Genomic DNA, 15,116 nt, shown 5'->3' with positions numbered 1-15,116 from the left:
GTCCTGTACCCTCGGCGACCCGACCCCACTAGTCAAATTTGAGGAACGCGTCATCGCCGAGCAGTCGATTCCTGCAGCAACTCCCTCCGAGGTTCTGGAACTGTCCCGCTGCTGCGCCGTTTTCGTCCCTGGGGAGCCGGCCCGTACCGGGCACGTCGCCTTCTGGCGGCACGACGGCGACGCCCCACCGGTTGTCGCGTCCGGAGCCCTCGAGGACCTCACGATCGCCGTGCCCGGCACGGAGCGGGCCGAGTTGGTGACCGTGCCCGCCGCCCTGCTGCCGGTGCGCGCCGCCCTCCCGGTGCTCACACGCGCGCGTGCCGTCCCGCAGGCACACCGGGCGACCGCGTTCTGGGGCGCGGCCTCGGTGTTCGCCCTCCAGCTCACGGCGCGCGGCCTGCTGCTGCCCGGTCTGACTGCGGACGATCATGACGCATGGCGCGCGGGCCCGCTCCGCGCGCAGGACTTGGCGCGGGCGCGGGACCTGGCCGCCGCCATGCCGCCGGACGCACACGCGGTCCCGGTGGACGAGTGCGAGCCGCTGCGACTGCCGGACCCGGAGCTGCTGCTGCGCTCCTTCCTCGACGCCGTCGCCGACGCCCTCCCGCGGTCCCCCGCGGCGCAGCTCGCGGCAGGCGGACCCGCCTTCGCGGCGCGGGAGCCCCAGCGCGTGCCGGAGCAACGCGCCTGGGCCACCGTCGTGGCCGCCGGGCACGACGCCGGAGTGAGGATCTCGCTGCGCCTGGAGGTGCCCGGCCTCACCTCCGCCGTGCAGGACGCGGCCCGCCTGCCCTTCCGCGCCGTGCTCCAGGTGCACAGTGCGAGCGACCCGGCGCTCGTCGCGGACGCCCCCGCCATCTGGGCCGGTTCCGAGTCGTTCGGCCCACGCGCGCGGATGGACACCCTGCTCGCCCTGCGCCGAGCCGCCCGGGCCTGGCCCCCGCTGGCCCCCCTGCTCTCGGCGGCCGTGCCCCACACCGTGGAACTGGCCGACGAGGAGGTCACGGAACTCCTGGGCGAGGGTGCCCGTCTGCTGGCGGCCGCCGGGGTCGACGTGCACTGGCCGAAGGAGCCGGCGCGCAGACTCACCGCCCGCGCGGTCATCGGCCCGTCCGAGGAGGACGGCGGCCGGACCGAGTCGGACATGCCGTCCCTCCTGTCCGCCGACGCGCTGCTCACCTTCAACTGGCGGTTCTCGCTCGGGGATCAGCACCTCACCCGGCAGGAACTGGACCTGCTGGCCGAGGCGAGCCGACCGGTGGTGCGACTGCGCGACCAGTGGGTCCTGGTCGACCCGCAGGAGGTCCGCCGCGCCGGCTCGCGACAGGACCGCAAGATCACGCCCGTCGACGCGCTGAGCGCCGCCCTGACGGGCTCCGCGGAGGTCGACGGCCGCCGGGTCGAGGTCACGGCCACCGGCTGGCTGGCGACGCTGCGGGAAGGGCTCGCGGACCCGGGGGCGCAGGACCCGGTCGGTCAGCCCGCCGCACTCGCCGCGACGCTGCGGGACTATCAGCTCAGGGGTCTGAACTGGCTCGCCCGGATGACGTCACTGGGCCTCGGCTGCTGTCTGGCCGACGACATGGGACTGGGCAAGACGATCACGCTGATCGCCCTGCATCTGCATCGGCAGACCGACAAATCGACGGCGGGGCCCACACTCGTCGTCTGTCCGACGTCCCTGATGGGCAACTGGCAGCGCGAGATCGAGAGGTTCGCGCCCGGAATGCCGGTCCGCCGCTCCCACGGCTCCCGCCGCGACCTCGTCGACCTGGCGGACGGGGAGTTCGTCCTCACCACGTACGGCACGATGCGGCTCGACGCACCGCGGCTCGCCGCGACACCGTGGGGCATGGTCGTCGCGGACGAGGCGCAGCACGTGAAGAACCCCTACTCGGCGACGGCACGCGCGCTGCGCACCATCAGCGCACGCGCACGCGTGGCGCTCACCGGGACTCCTGTGGAGAACAACCTGTCGGAGCTGTGGGCGATCCTCGACTGGACGACTCCGGGGCTCCTCGGCCGGCTCGGCACCTTCCGCACCCGGTACGCGCACGCGGTGGAGGGCGGTCAGGACCCCGCGGCGGGTGAGCGACTCGGCCGCCTCGTACGGCCGTTCCTGCTGCGTCGCCGGAAGTCGGACCCGGGCATCGCGGCGGAGCTCCCGCCCAAGACCGAGACCGACCACGCCGTGTCCCTCACCAAGGAACAGACGGGGCTGTACGAGGCCGTGGTGCGGGAGACGCTGGCAGAGATCTCCGGCGCCGACAGCATGGTGCGGCGCGGTCTGATCGTGAAGCTGCTGACCGGTCTGAAGCAGATCTGCAATCACCCGGCGCAGTTCCTCAAGGAGGAAGAGCCGACGATCGCGGGCCGGTCCGGAAAACTGGAACTGCTGGACGAGTTGCTCGACATCATCCTCTCCGAGGGGGCGAGCGTTCTGGTCTTCACCCAGTACGTACGGATGGCGCGCCTCATCGAGCGGCATCTGTCGGCGCGCGGTGTGCCCTCACAGTTCCTGCACGGCGGCACACACGTCGACGAGCGAGAGCGGATGGTGCAGCGCTTCCAGCGGGGTGAGTCCCCGGTCTTCCTGCTGTCGTTGAAGGCAGCGGGCACGGGCCTCAACCTGACGAGGGCGGAGCACGTCGTGCACTACGACCGCTGGTGGAACCCCGCCGTCGAGGCCCAGGCCACCGACCGCGCGTACCGCATCGGCCAGACCCGGCCGGTACAGGTGCACCGGCTCGTCGTCGAGGGGACCATCGAGGACCGCATCGCCGAGATGCTCCTGCGCAAGCGCGAGCTGGCAGACGCGGTGCTCGGCTCCGGCGAGTCCGCGCTGACGGAACTGACCGACACCGAACTGGCCGACCTGGTGGAACTGCGAGGGGGCACGCGATGACCGATCACGATATAGAGCGTACGTTCGAAGCGTTGCCGCCGGCTTCGGGTCGGGCCTTCGCCGAAACCTGGTGGGGCCGGGCCTGGCTGAAGGCGCTGGAGGACGCGGCACTGGACCCGGTCCAGGTGAAGGCGGGACGCGGACTCGTGCGCGCGGGCGCTGTCGCAGCCGTGTCGGTACGCCCGGGACGCATCACCGCGGTGGTCCAGGACCGCGACCGCACCACGCACCGCGCGGACGTCCTGTTGCGGGAGCTGTCCGAGGAACAGTGGGGCCGCCTCCTCGGCATCGCCGTCGAACGGGCCGGTCACGTCGCCGCGTTGCTCGACCGGGTGATGCCACTGGATCTGGTGGAGGACGGTGCGGCGGCCGGGATCGAACTCCTGCCGGGTCTCGGCGATCTGGAGGCGGAGTGCGACTGCGGCGCCTGGGACCACTGCCGGCACACGGCGGCCCTGTGCTACCAGATGGCGAGGCTGCTGGACCAGGATCCGTTCGTGCTGCTGTTGCTGCGGGGGCGCGGCGAGCGCGCGCTGCTGGACGAGCTCCAGGCGCGCACGCCCCGGCCGGACGACGGACCTTCGTCGCACCAGGCCGCTCCGGAGGGCGTGGACGCTGCGGAGGCCTATGCCGCCGGTGACATCCTGCCGCCCCTGCCCGGCCTTCCAGAGCTTTTGGAGCAGCCCGGCGGACCGCCCTCCCTGGACACCGAGGTGCCCCCCGCGCCGGGCGTGCAGGCCGCCTCCCTCGAGTTCCTCGCCGCGCAGGCCGCCGGGGAGGCGCTGAGTCTCCTCCTGGACGCGGCCGGCCCCGGCCACCGGGAAAGGGCGATCAGCCGGGAACTGACGCTTTCCCAGGACGCCGTGCGGCTGGCCGCGGGCGGTCCGGAGGAGGAGATCGCCGTCCGGCTCGCCGACGGGTCGGGGCGGGACCGGGAAGGGCTGGCACTCGCCGTCCGCGCCTGGAGGCACGGCGGCGTGGCGGCGCTGTCCGTCCTCGAGGACGGATGGGCCGTGGGTCCCGAGTCGCTCGCACGCGCGTGTGCCGCACTGGAGGCCGCCTGGGACGAGGGCGAGCGGCCGCGGCTGCACCGCTCGGGGAACCGCTGGACGGTGGCCGGGACACCCGCCCAGTTGCGTCTGGGGCGGGACGGCCGGTGGTGGCCCTACCGCGAGGAGAAGGGACGCTGGGCCCCGGCCGGCGCGGCGTCCACGGACCCGGCAACCGCGTTGCAAGCCGTTCTGGGCGGCGACTGACAGACCCGCCGCCGAAGACGACGGGGTGGGCGGCGCCGATGCGGACGCACTCGGGCATCGCGACGACCGCCTCCGGGATCCTGACTGCCCCGGCCGGCCGGCGTTTCCCAAGAAGACGGGACGTACGCGCGCGTGGAGGTCGAAGTGCGGCCCACGCGCGCGTGCGGTCACCTCAACGGCCGGTCAGTGGCCCTTCTTGAGCAAGTAGGACGGCACTTCGTCGCCCGCCGGGACCGCGAAAAGCGATTCGAGGTCACTCGGCAGCCCGCTGGGAAGGCCAGTCGGCAGCTCGCTCGGCAGCCCGCTGGGAAGGCCAGTCGGCAGTTCGCTGGGCAGCCCGGACGGCAGGTTCGACGGCAGACCCGAAGGCAGCCCGGTGGGCAACTTCGACGGCAGACTCAGCGAAGGGGTGGGCACACGGCTCGTGTTCCTGCCGTTCTCGGTGGGGGACTTCTCGTCCGACGAGCCGCCTCCCGCGTTGACCACGAGGAGGACGGCCACAAGGACGCCCAGGGCCACCACCACGGCGACCACGAGAAGGAGCGTATGACGGCGCGGGCCCTGCCCGCCGGGCGGACCGGGAGGCGGCAGAGGCGACACGCCCTCACCGCCGCCCTGCCCGGACGTCCAGTTCCCGCTGCCCGGCGGCGGGCCGTAGCCGCCGTACCCTTCCCCTCCGGGCAGGGTCCCGGGAGCCTGCGGAGGCGGACCGAAGCCTCCGGGCGGCGGAGCGGATCCGGCGTTGCCCCGAGACGGCGTGCCGTCCGGCGGCTGGGACGGTAAGGGTGGCATGGCCATACCGCCCAGCGTCGCCTCGCACCGGCCACAGCGCGACCCCCGCGCGGGAGTTGATACGCACTCATGCCACGGACGGCACGGTTCCGGCGAATTCCCCACCCAGGCGGAGGGCAGGACCGACCCGCGCGGACGCGGGCCGGCTCAAGCTCCGGAGACGGTCAGCCCCGCGCCCCCAGCAGGTGGTCCATGGCCAGCTGGTCGAGTCGCTCGAAGGCCATCCCGCGTGCGGCGGCCGCCTCCACGTCGAAGTCCTCGAAGGACGCCCGGTCGGCGAGGAGCCCGGTCAGACCGTCCGCGGCGGTGGGCTGCGCCAGCTCGTCCAGCCGCGACGCCCGCAGTGCCTCCTGGACCTCGGGGTCGGCCCTGAAGGCGGCCGCCCGGTCGCGCAGGATGAGGTAGTTGCGCATGCAGCCGGCGGCGGAGGCCCACACACCGTCGAAGTCCTCGGTCCGCGGCGGCTTGAAGTCGAAGTGCTTCGGCCCTTCGTAACCGGCGGTCTCCAGGAGGTCCACCAGCCAGAAAGCGGACCGCAGATCGCCCGCTCCGAAGCGCAGGTCCTGGTCGTACTTGATGCCGGACTGACCGTTCAGGTCGATGTGGAAGAGCTTGCCCGCCCACAGGGCCTGGGCAATGCCGTGCGCGAAGTTCAGGCCGGCCATCTGCTCGTGGCCCACCTCGGGGTTGACGCCGTACAGCTCCGGACGCTCCAGGCGCTCGATGAAGGCCAGCGCGTGCCCGACGGTGGGGAGCAGGATGTCTCCGCGCGGCTCGTTCGGCTTGGGCTCGATCGCGAAGCGCAGGTCGTACCCCTGCGAGGTCACGTACTCACCCAGGAGGTCGAAGGCCTCCTTCATCCGGTCCAGGGCGACGCGCACGTCCTTGGCCGCTCCCGACTCGGCACCCTCCCGGCCGCCCCAGGCGACGTAGGTCTGTGCTCCGAGCTCGACCGCCAGATCGACGTTGCGGATGGTCTTGCGCAGGGCGTAGCGGCGCACGTCACGGTCGTTGGCCGTGAAGGCCCCGTCCTTGAAGACGGGGTGCGTGAAGAGATTGGTGGTGGCCATCGGCACGGTCAGGCCCGTCGCGTCGAGGGCCTGACGGAAGCGCTTGATGTGCGAACCGCGATCGGTGTCCGAAGACCCGAAGGGGATCAGGTCGTCGTCGTGGAAGGTGACTCCGTAGGCACCGAGCTCGGCCAGGCGCTGCACCGACTCGACCGGGTCCAGGGCACGCCGGGTGGCGTCGCCGAACGGGTCCCTTCCCTGCCAGCCGACGGTCCACAGGCCGAAGGTGAACCTGTCCTCGGGGGTGGGCTGGTAGTTCATGCCGCGGCTCCTCGCTGTGCTCCGACTATTTCGTCATGGCGCTTAACAAATTAGTATGCGAACGCATCTCTGGGAAGAGACGAATCGCGAAACCCGGTCACAGAGGTCCGGGGAGCCCCGCCCACAGGACAGATTCCGCGGAGCCGCGGAAGAGGGAGAAGCCCGATGTCAGCAGCCGAGGGTCCGCTCGTCGTGGGGGTGGACACGTCCACCCAGTCCACCAAAGCCCTGGTGGTCGACGCATCCACCGGACAGGTGGTGTCGAGCGGGCAGGCGCCGCACACCGTCTCCACCGGAGCGGGCCGCGAAAGCGACCCCAGGCAGTGGTGGGACGCGCTGAGGGAAGCGCTCCACCAGTGCGGGGACGCAGCGCACGAGGCGGCGGCGGTGTCGATCGGCGGACAGCAGCACGGCCTGGTCACCCTGGACGCAGCGGGCGACCCGGTGCGTCCGGCCCTCCTGTGGAACGACGTGCGCTCGGCACCGCAGGCCCGCCGCCTGGTCGAGGAGCTGGGCGGTCCGAAGGCCTGGGCCGAGCGGGCCGGAAGCGTTCCGGGGCCCTCCTTCACAGCGACGAAATGGGCTTGGCTCGCCGAGCACGAGCCCGAGGCGGTCCGCGCGACGGCGGCCGTGCGGCTGCCGCACGACTACCTCACCGAACGCCTCACCGGCGACGGCACGACGGATCGTGGCGACGCCTCCGGCACCGGGTGGTGGGCTTCCGCGACGGAGTCGTACGACGCGGAGGTCCTCGCACACATCGGACTGGATCCGGCACTGCTCCCCCGTGTGGTACGCCCCGGCGAGGTGGCCGGAACCGTGCGTGAGACCGCCGACCTGCCCTTCTCCAGGGGCACCCTGGTCGCGGCCGGCACCGGCGACAACGCGGCCGCCGCGCTGGGACTCGGACTGCGCCCCGGTACGGCCGTACTCAGTCTCGGCACGTCCGGCACGGTGTACGCCGTCTCCACCCACCGCCCCGCCGACCCGACCGGCACCGTGGCGGGCTTCGCCGACGCACGCGGGGACTGGCTCCCCCTGGCCTGCACCCTCAACTGCACGCTCGCCGTCGACCGTGTCGCCGCCCTGCTCGGGCTGGACCGCGAGGCCGTCGAACCCGGTACGAGCGTGACGCTGCTGCCGTACCTGGACGGGGAGCGCACACCGGACCTGCCGCATGCTTCGGGCCTCCTGCACGGGCTGCGGCACGACACGACGGGTGGTCAGCTGCTGCAGGCCGCGTACGACGGCGCGGTCCACTCGCTCCTCGGGGCACTCGATCTGGTCCTCGACGCGGAAGCCGACCGTTCGGCGCCGCTGCTGCTCATCGGCGGAGGTGCGCGAGGGAAGGCCTGGCAGGAGACGGTGCGCCGGCTGTCGGGACGGCCCGTCCAGGTGCCCGAGGCCAGGGAACTGGTCGCGCTCGGTGCCGCGGCGCAGGCGGCCGGACTGCTGACCGGCGAGGATCCGGCGGCCGTGGCCCGGCGCTGGAACACCGCCCGCGGTCCCGTGCTCGACGCCGTGGAACGGGACGAGGCGGCGCTGGCCAGGATCACCGGGGTACTCTCCGACGCGGCCCCGCTGCTGGAGCGGGAAGCCGACAAGCGCTGACGAGCGTCGGCCTGACCAGGGCAGCCCCGCGGGGACCGGCCGGACGAGGACTGACGGAGGCATGACCGCACCGCTGCACGAAGCCCATCCGGCCGGCCGGCGGTTCCCCGACACCCAGCAGGGGATGCGCCGCCGCAACCTCGCCCGCGTCATGCACACCGTGAGCGCCGAGGGACCGCTGTCCCGGGCAGCCGTCGCCTCACGCATCGGGCTGACCCGTGCGGCGGTGTCGACACTGGTGGACGAACTGATCCGTTCCGGGCTCCTGGAGGAACTGGGCCCGGAACGCCCGGGACGTGTCGGGCGTCCCGGCTCCGCCCTGGCCGTGAGCGGTCACGGTCCCGCCGGCCTCGGGGCGGAGATCGGCGTCGACCATCTCGCGGTCTGCGCGGTGGATCTGCGCGGCGAGGTGCGGGCACGGGCCGTGCGGCACGGGGTGAACCGCGGCCGGTCGCCCGAGTCGGTGACCGGGGAACTGGGCGAGCTGGTACGCCAGGTCGTCGCCCGGGCCGACAGCGAAGGACTGTGGCCCGCGGGCCTCGCGGTCGCCGTGCCGGGGCTGGTGGCCCGCGACGCCCGGACCGTGGTCCGTGCCCCCAACCTCGACTGGCACGACACGGACCTCGGCACTCTGCTGCCCGAAGATCTGCCGCTGACCGTGGACAACGAGGCCAACTTCGGCGCCCTCGCCGAACTCTGGCTCGGCGACGGAACCCCGCAGGACTTCCTCCACGTGTCGGCCGAGATCGGCATCGGCGGGGCGGTGGTCGTGGACGGGCGGCTGCTGCGCGGGACACGCGGCTTCGCCGGCGAGCTGGGACATGTACCGGTCCGCCCGGAGGGCCCGGAATGCGTCTGCGGCGGGCGCGGCTGCCTGGAGCAGTACGCGGGTGAGGACGCCGTGCTGCGCGCGGCGGGCCTCGCTCCCGTCGAGGACCGTGTCGGACTGCTGGCCGGACGCGCCACCGAGGGCGACGAGGAAGTACGGCGAGCCCTGCGCGGAGCCGGAACCGCGCTCGGCATCGCGCTGACCGGCGCCGTCAACCTCCTCGACCCGCAAACCGTGGTGCTGGGCGGCGCCCTGGCCCGGCTGGCACCCTGGCTGCTGCCCTCGCTGGAAGACGAGCTGACGCGGCGCACGACGGGCCCCGCCTGTGCGGTCACCGTCTCCCGCCTGGGGCCCGAAGGGCCTCTGCTCGGCGCCGCGCACTCGGTGGTACGGGCGGTGCTGGACGATCCGGCGGGTGCGGCGGCCCGCACGTAGCGGGTCCGGGCGCCCACCCGCAGCGGGGTCGACTCAGGTCGGTCCGCGCCGGACAGCCCGGCGTGCCGCCGACTGTGCGGCGGGACGCCGGGCTGTCGGGCGTTGCGGCGGCTCCGTCCGTGGCGTGGCCGGCGGTCGGGCATCCAGCGGGGGCGCCCGCTCCCTCCGTGGCGTGGCCGGCCGTCGGGCATCCAGCGGGGGCCCGCTCCCTCCGTGGCGTGGCCGGCCGTCGGGCCTTTCGGCAACTGCCGCGGCTCCCTCCCCGGCGGTGGCGGACCGAGCGCCGAGGTGGGCCGCGGGACCGCCGTGGTCGACGAATCGGGCGATATCCGTGGCCCGGTTGGCGCCCTACTCCCCCCTTCTGGGTGACGGAGTTGTCCACAGCCGCGGAGTTGTCCACCGACGGACGCCGCTCTCTTCCTGCCCAACCGGCGGGCGCCGTACCGTGATTCACGCGAGGCGCAGCCGTCCTGACGACGGCTGTGCGAGCGTCACGACGGATCGGGGGGGTCACATGTACCGCAGGCGCGAGTCGTTCTCGCCGGTACGGCAGTTTCTGTTTCCCGTGCTGGGTATCGCCGTCTTCGTGCCGATGCTGCTTACGCCGAAGGGCGTGCTGCCGGTCCTCGACTTCGTGTCCGAGCTGACCGCACCCGTGTCGTACGCGGGTCCGGTCGCCGGTGTCTGGATGATGACGGGAGTGTTGCTGAGCGTCCTCGTGCGGCGCCGATCGGAACGCATGGCCGAACCGGCCCGTGCCCGTCTCGACGCGAGTCTGCCGTCCTACTCCTTTGGCCTTCCCACGAACGGAGCTGTGCAGCCATGAGCGATCCGCGGATCCTGACAGTGCGGCCCCGGGCGGGCGAGTACGCGTGGACGTTCGGCGGCGCACCGCCCGTGGCACGCGTCGCTCCGGGCACCGTCCTCGACCTGTACACGGAGGACTGCTTCGCGGGCCGGGTGAGGTCCGAGAAGGATCTCGTGTCGGAAGTGTGCGAGTTCCCGTTCCTGAATCCGCAGACCGGGCCCTTTCACGTGGAAGGGGCGGAGCCCGGCGACACGGTCGCCGTGCACTTCGTGTCGATCGAGCCGGCCCGGGACTGGGCGGCGTCCACGACGGTTCCGCTGTTCGGTGCGCTCACCTCCACGCACAGCACGGCCACGTTGCAGCCCCCGCTGCCGGAGACCGTCTGGATCTGGCAGCTCGACCGGGAGCGGCGCACAGCCCTGTTCACCGCACGCGACAGTGACATCGAGATCGAACTGCCCATGGACCCGATGCACGGCACCGTGGGGGTGGCTCCCGCCAATCTCGAAGTGCGTTCCGCCCTGGTCCCCGACGCGCACGGGGGAAACATGGACACCCCGGAGATGCGGGCGGGCGTCACCTGCTTCCTCGGGGTGAACGTCGAGGGTGCGCTGCTGAGTCTTGGTGACGGGCACGCCCGGCAGGGGGAGGGCGAGACCTGCGGTGTCGCCGTGGAGTGCGCGATGCACACCGTCGTGATCGTGGAGCTGTTGAAAGGGATGGTCACCCCGTGGCCGCGCATCGAGTCCGACACCCACATCATCTCGACCGGTTCCGCGCGTCCGTTGGAGGACGCGTTCCGAATATCCCAGCTCGATCTCGTGCAATGGCTGGTGCGTGACTACGGGTTCAGCGAGCTGGACGCCTACCAGTTCGCGACCCAGGCGGTCGAGTCGCCGCTGGCCAATGTCTGCGACACCAACTACACGTGCGTCGCCAAGCTTCGCAAGAAGTGGCTGCCCGAGCGGGAGACTCACCGCGGACTGCATGCGCGACTGCGCGATACGGCGACCACGCTCCTGAGCTGAGCCGGGCGCCCCGCCCCGGTTCACCCCGATCAGCACAACCGGCCCCGGCCTCACCCGCGTCGGCCTCCCCCAGCACTACCGGCCCCAGCTCCCGGTCGGCGCTGCCGGACCGGACGCACCAGTGCCGACTACCGGTCGGCAAAGCCCCACCTCACCCCGACCCGCCCCCACCTGGAAAGGCAGGCACCGATGGAGCGAGCCAGACCGTTTCTCAGTCGCCGAAGGCTGCTGACGGGCGCAGCCCTCGCCACCGTCCCCTACGCGTTAGTACCCGGCACGCAGGCCGGAGCAGAGGCCCAGGCCGTCGACTACCCGTCGGCCGAGTGGGTGCCGGCGAGCACGTCCAACCGCACCTCGTCCAGCCGCCCCGCCAGCTACCCGCTCAACTACGTGATCATCCACGTCACACAGGAGACGTACCCCGACACGCTGTCCATCTTCAAGAACCCGCAGAAGAAGGTGTCCGCCCACTACGTCGTCCGGTCGGCCGACGGCCATGTCGCGCAATGCGTCCGCGAACACGACATCGCCTGGCACGCCGGCAACTGGGACTACAACACGCGCAGCATCGGCATCGAGCATGAGGGCTGGGACGACCAGCCTGCCTACTTCACCAACGCCCTGTACGAGCAGTCGGCGAAACTGACCGCGTCCATCTGCACCAGGTACGGCATCCCGAAGGACCGATCGCACATCCTGGGCCATTACCAGGTGCCGGGCAGCGACCACACCGATCCGGGGCCGAACTGGGACTGGACCCGCTACATAAGGCTGGTCAACTTCGCCTGATCCGGGTTCCACGCGCGCTCGCCGTACGTCCCGTCCGAAGACCGCCGCGAGGAGCACGGTCACGAAGCTTGTCGGGGCACGCACCGGGAGTGACGATGTGCTGAGCCGCATCGCCTTCCGGGAGGCCGAGTTGACCGATCCATGGGTGGCTCTGGAACGGGGTGCCGACCCCGTCGAGCGGATCCGGGCGCTGCACCGCGCCCATGAGATGTTCACGAAGGCGGGGACGGTGCCGCGGCCGGTGCGTTCCGTGGTCGCCGACTCGTGGCGGCGTTCGGTGCGGGCCGGGGTGGGTCCCGACGGCACCGCGAGCGTGGAGCTCACCGGCGGTGATCTCGGTGCGCACCGGGCGGAGCATCCGCTGGCGCCGGTGATGCCGGTGATCCGCGAGTTGGTGGGCACCTTCGCCGCGGACGGCGAGCATCTGCTGGCGGTGTGCGACGCGCAGGGCAGGCTGCTGTGGGTAGAGGGCCATCCGTCGACGCGCCGGGAGGCGGACAGGATGAACTTCGTGCCTGGCGCGCGTTGGGCGGAGACCGCGGTCGGGACGAACGCGCCGGGCACGGCCGTTGCCGTCGACCGGCCGGTGCAGGTGTTCACGGCCGAGCACTTCATCCGCCGGGTGCAACCCTGGACATGTGCGGCCGCACCGGTGCACGATCCGCGTACCGGCCGGGTGCTGGGCGCGGTGGACATCACCGGCGGCGACGGGCTCGCGCATCCGCACAGTCTCGGGTTCGTCCAGGCGGTGGCACGTGCGGCCGAGTCCCAACTGGCGCTGCTCGCGCCGGTGCCGGGCGCTGCCGACGCACTCGAGCTGTCCGCGCTGGGCCGGGACGAGGCGCTGCTGGTCCTGCCGGGCCGCCGCAGGATCAGGCTCAGCCGGCGGCACAGCGAGATCATGGTCCTGCTGTCCCGGCACCCGGAGGGCCTGACGGGCGACGAATTGCTCTGCGCGCTGTACGAGGACGAGTCGGTGCCGCCGGTGACGCTGCGCGCCGAACTGGCCCGGCTGCGACGCTTGCTGGGGCCGGGCGTGCTGGACTCCCGGCCCTACCGGCTCTCGCCGCCGGTCGAGTCCGATGCCGCTGTCGTCGAGCGTCGGCTGGGCGCGGGGGCGGTTGCTGCGGCGGCGGCCGCGTACACCGGCCCGCTGTTGCCGGCGTCGCAGGCACCTGCGGTGGCCCGGATGAGGCGGCGGCTCGCCGACAGGTTGCGTGGCGCGCTGATAGCGCGCCGCGACCCCGATCTGCTGGCGGACTGGGCGCACGCACCCTGGGGTGAGGACGATCTCGTCGTGTGGCGGGCGCTGGCGGCGGCGCGGCCGACGGTGACGGTGCGTTCGCGTCTGGCCGAGCTGGACGCCGAGCTGTCGGCACAGGGGCCGGCCGCGGGACGCGCAACGTGGTCGCAACGTTCCGGTTCCTACCCTCACGGCGAGAGCTGCCCAACGGCGGGCAGTGCTGCTCCGGGAGGCAGACCAGCATGACCCGTTACACGGCGCCCGGCACCGACGGCGCGATCGTCTCCTACCAGGCGCGTTACGACCACTTCATCGGCGGCGAGTACGTGGCGCCGGTCCGAGGGCAGTACTTCGAGAACCCGAGCCCGGTGAACGGTCAGCCGTTCACGGAGGTCGCCCGGGGCACGGCGGAGGACGTGGAGCGCGCGCTGGACGCGGCTCACGCGGCCGCTCCGGCCTGGGGGCGCACGTCGGTGACCGAGCGCTCCGGCATCCTCCTCAGGATCGCCGACCGGATGGAGGCGAATCTGGAGAAGCTGGCGGTCGCCGAGAGCTGGGAGAACGGCAAGCCGGTGCGCGAGACCCTGGCGGCCGACATCCCCCTGGCGATCGATCACTTCCGCTACTTCGCGGGGGCGGTCCGCGCCCAGGAGGGCTCGCTCGGTGAGGTCGACGACGACACGGTCGCGTACCACTTCCATGAGCCGCTGGGCGTGGTGGCGCAGATCATTCCGTGGAATTTCCCGATCCTGATGGCCGTGTGGAAGCTGGCCCCGGCGCTCGCGGCGGGCAACGCGGTCGTCATCAAGCCCGCCGAGCAGACCCCGGCGTCCATCCACTACTGGATGAGCCTGATCGCCGACCTGCTTCCGCCAGGGGTCGTGAACATAGTCAACGGGTTCGGTGTGGAGGCCGGCAAACCGCTCGCGTCCAGTCCGCGGGTGGCGAAGGTGGCGTTCACCGGTGAAACCACGACGGGGCGGTTGATCATGCAGTACGCCTCGGAGAACATCAAACCGGTCACGCTGGAGCTGGGCGGCAAGTCGCCGAACATCTTCTTCGACGACGTGTGGGACAAGGACGACGACTTCCGCGACAAGGCGCTCGAAGGCTTCACGATGTTCGCGCTCAACCAGGGCGAGGTGTGCACGTGTCCCTCGCGGGCACTGGTGCAGCGCGGTCACTACCGGGAGTTCCTGGAAGCGGCCGTCGCCCGCACCGAACTCATCACGTCGGGCCATCCGCTCGACACCGGCACGATGATCGGCGCTCAGGCGTCCAACGACCAGCTGGAGAAGATCCTTTCCTACTTCGACATCGGCCGGCAGGAGGGCGCCAAGGTCCTCACGGGCGGCGAGCGCATCGAGCACGACGGGGAGCTCAAGGGCGGGTACTACGTCCAGCCGACGATCTTCGAAGGTGACAACCGGATGCGGATCTTCCAGGAGGAGATCTTCGGGCCGGTCGTCTCGGTGACGTCCTTCGACGACTTCGACGACGCCATCGAGACCGCCAACGACACGCTGTACGGACTCGGCGCGGGTGTGTGGACGCGGGACATCAACACCGCCTACCGCGCGGGCCGGTCGATCCAGGCGGGCCGGGTCTGGACGAACTGCTACCACGCGTATCCCGCGCACGCGGCGTTCGGCGGCTACAAGCAGTCGGGCATCGGCCGCGAGAACCACAAGATGATGCTGGAGCACTACCAGCAGACGAAGAACATTCTTTGTTCTTACAGTCCTCAGAAGCTTGGCTTCTTCTAGAGCCTGAAGTCGGGTCGCCTGGAGGCATCATTGCGCTCCAGGCAGCCCGACACACGGCAGGTCCCCACTCGCCCTGGGGTCGGGTCTCTCAATTCGATCGCATCTGCAGTGCAGTGCAGTGCAGTGCAGTGCAGGCGACGGTACGGTCCTCGGCATGGCTCGCACCTGCATCTTCTGTGGCGCCACTCCACTGACAGTCAAGATCGTTTGCGCGTCCTGCAACAACGTGTGGATGAACGGACTCGAAAACGAGGTGCGTCCGTTCCTGCCCAACTTGACAAACTTGATCAACGGACGAGCGGTCGAGCTGACCCCAGAGGACC

Annotated in this window: 11 protein-coding genes; 9 read left to right on the top strand and 2 right to left on the bottom strand. The window is 71.6% G+C overall.

Features of this window, described 5'->3' with window-relative positions; translation table 11 throughout:
- Positions 1–67 precede the first annotated feature (67 nt).
- Entirely contained in the window at positions 68–2,905 is a 2,838-nt protein-coding gene (locus AC0ZLC_RS06165; RefSeq protein ID WP_476751190.1) for a DEAD/DEAH box helicase, read from the top strand.
- Positions 2,902–4,161 carry an SWF or SNF family helicase gene (locus tag AC0ZLC_RS06160; RefSeq protein WP_476750855.1) on the top strand — a complete coding sequence of 420 codons (1,260 nt, stop codon included), beginning with the start codon at positions 2,902–2,904 and terminating at the stop codon, positions 4,159–4,161. Before AC0ZLC_RS06165 ends, AC0ZLC_RS06160 begins: the two co-directional genes overlap by 4 nt.
- A gap of 183 nt (positions 4,162–4,344) precedes the next feature.
- Here the strand turns inward: AC0ZLC_RS06160 and AC0ZLC_RS06155 are convergent, their stop codons facing one another.
- Positions 4,345–4,695 carry a hypothetical protein gene (locus AC0ZLC_RS06155; RefSeq protein ID WP_476750854.1) on the bottom strand — a complete coding sequence of 117 codons (351 nt, stop codon included), beginning with the start codon at positions 4,693–4,695 and terminating at the stop codon, positions 4,345–4,347.
- A gap of 422 nt (positions 4,696–5,117) precedes the next feature.
- The gene (xylA, locus tag AC0ZLC_RS06150; protein WP_476750853.1) at positions 5,118–6,284 is read right to left on the bottom strand and encodes a xylose isomerase; all 1,167 of its coding nucleotides are present in this window, start codon (positions 6,282–6,284) and stop codon (positions 5,118–5,120) included.
- Between the two features lie 165 nt (positions 6,285–6,449).
- Between xylA and xylB the strand changes: the two genes are divergently transcribed.
- From xylB to exaC, 7 genes are all read left to right on the top strand, one after another.
- Positions 6,450–7,895 carry a xylulokinase gene (gene xylB / locus AC0ZLC_RS06145; protein WP_476750852.1) on the top strand — a complete coding sequence of 482 codons (1,446 nt, stop codon included), beginning with the start codon at positions 6,450–6,452 and terminating at the stop codon, positions 7,893–7,895.
- A 61-nt stretch (positions 7,896–7,956) separates the two neighbouring features.
- Positions 7,957–9,159: an ROK family protein gene (locus AC0ZLC_RS06140; protein ID WP_476750851.1), complete on the top strand. Its 1,203-nt coding sequence runs from the start codon at positions 7,957–7,959 to the stop codon at positions 9,157–9,159.
- Positions 9,160–9,673: 514 nt separating this feature from the next.
- Complete coding sequence (locus AC0ZLC_RS06135) at positions 9,674–9,985, top strand: hypothetical protein (protein ID WP_476750850.1); 312 nt, start codon at positions 9,674–9,676, stop codon at positions 9,983–9,985.
- On the top strand, positions 9,982–10,995 hold the full coding sequence (locus tag AC0ZLC_RS06130; protein ID WP_476750849.1) for an acetamidase/formamidase family protein: 1,014 nt from the start codon (positions 9,982–9,984) through the stop codon (positions 10,993–10,995). Before AC0ZLC_RS06135 ends, AC0ZLC_RS06130 begins: the two co-directional genes overlap by 4 nt.
- Before the next feature lie 189 nt (positions 10,996–11,184).
- Positions 11,185–11,784: an N-acetylmuramoyl-L-alanine amidase gene (locus AC0ZLC_RS06125; RefSeq protein ID WP_476750848.1), complete on the top strand. Its 600-nt coding sequence runs from the start codon at positions 11,185–11,187 to the stop codon at positions 11,782–11,784.
- Positions 11,785–11,914: 130 nt separating this feature from the next.
- The gene (locus tag AC0ZLC_RS06120) at positions 11,915–13,273 is read left to right on the top strand and encodes a GAF domain-containing protein (RefSeq protein ID WP_476751189.1); all 1,359 of its coding nucleotides are present in this window, start codon (positions 11,915–11,917) and stop codon (positions 13,271–13,273) included.
- A complete protein-coding gene (gene exaC, locus AC0ZLC_RS06115; RefSeq protein WP_476750847.1) occupies positions 13,270–14,793 on the top strand; it encodes an acetaldehyde dehydrogenase ExaC in 1,524 nt (507 codons plus the stop codon). Before AC0ZLC_RS06120 ends, exaC begins: the two co-directional genes overlap by 4 nt.
- Positions 14,794–15,116 lie beyond the last annotated feature (323 nt).

The organism is Streptomyces sp. GLSS-08 (assembly GCF_056387915.1).
This window is presented reverse-complemented; position numbering and strand designations above follow the sequence as displayed.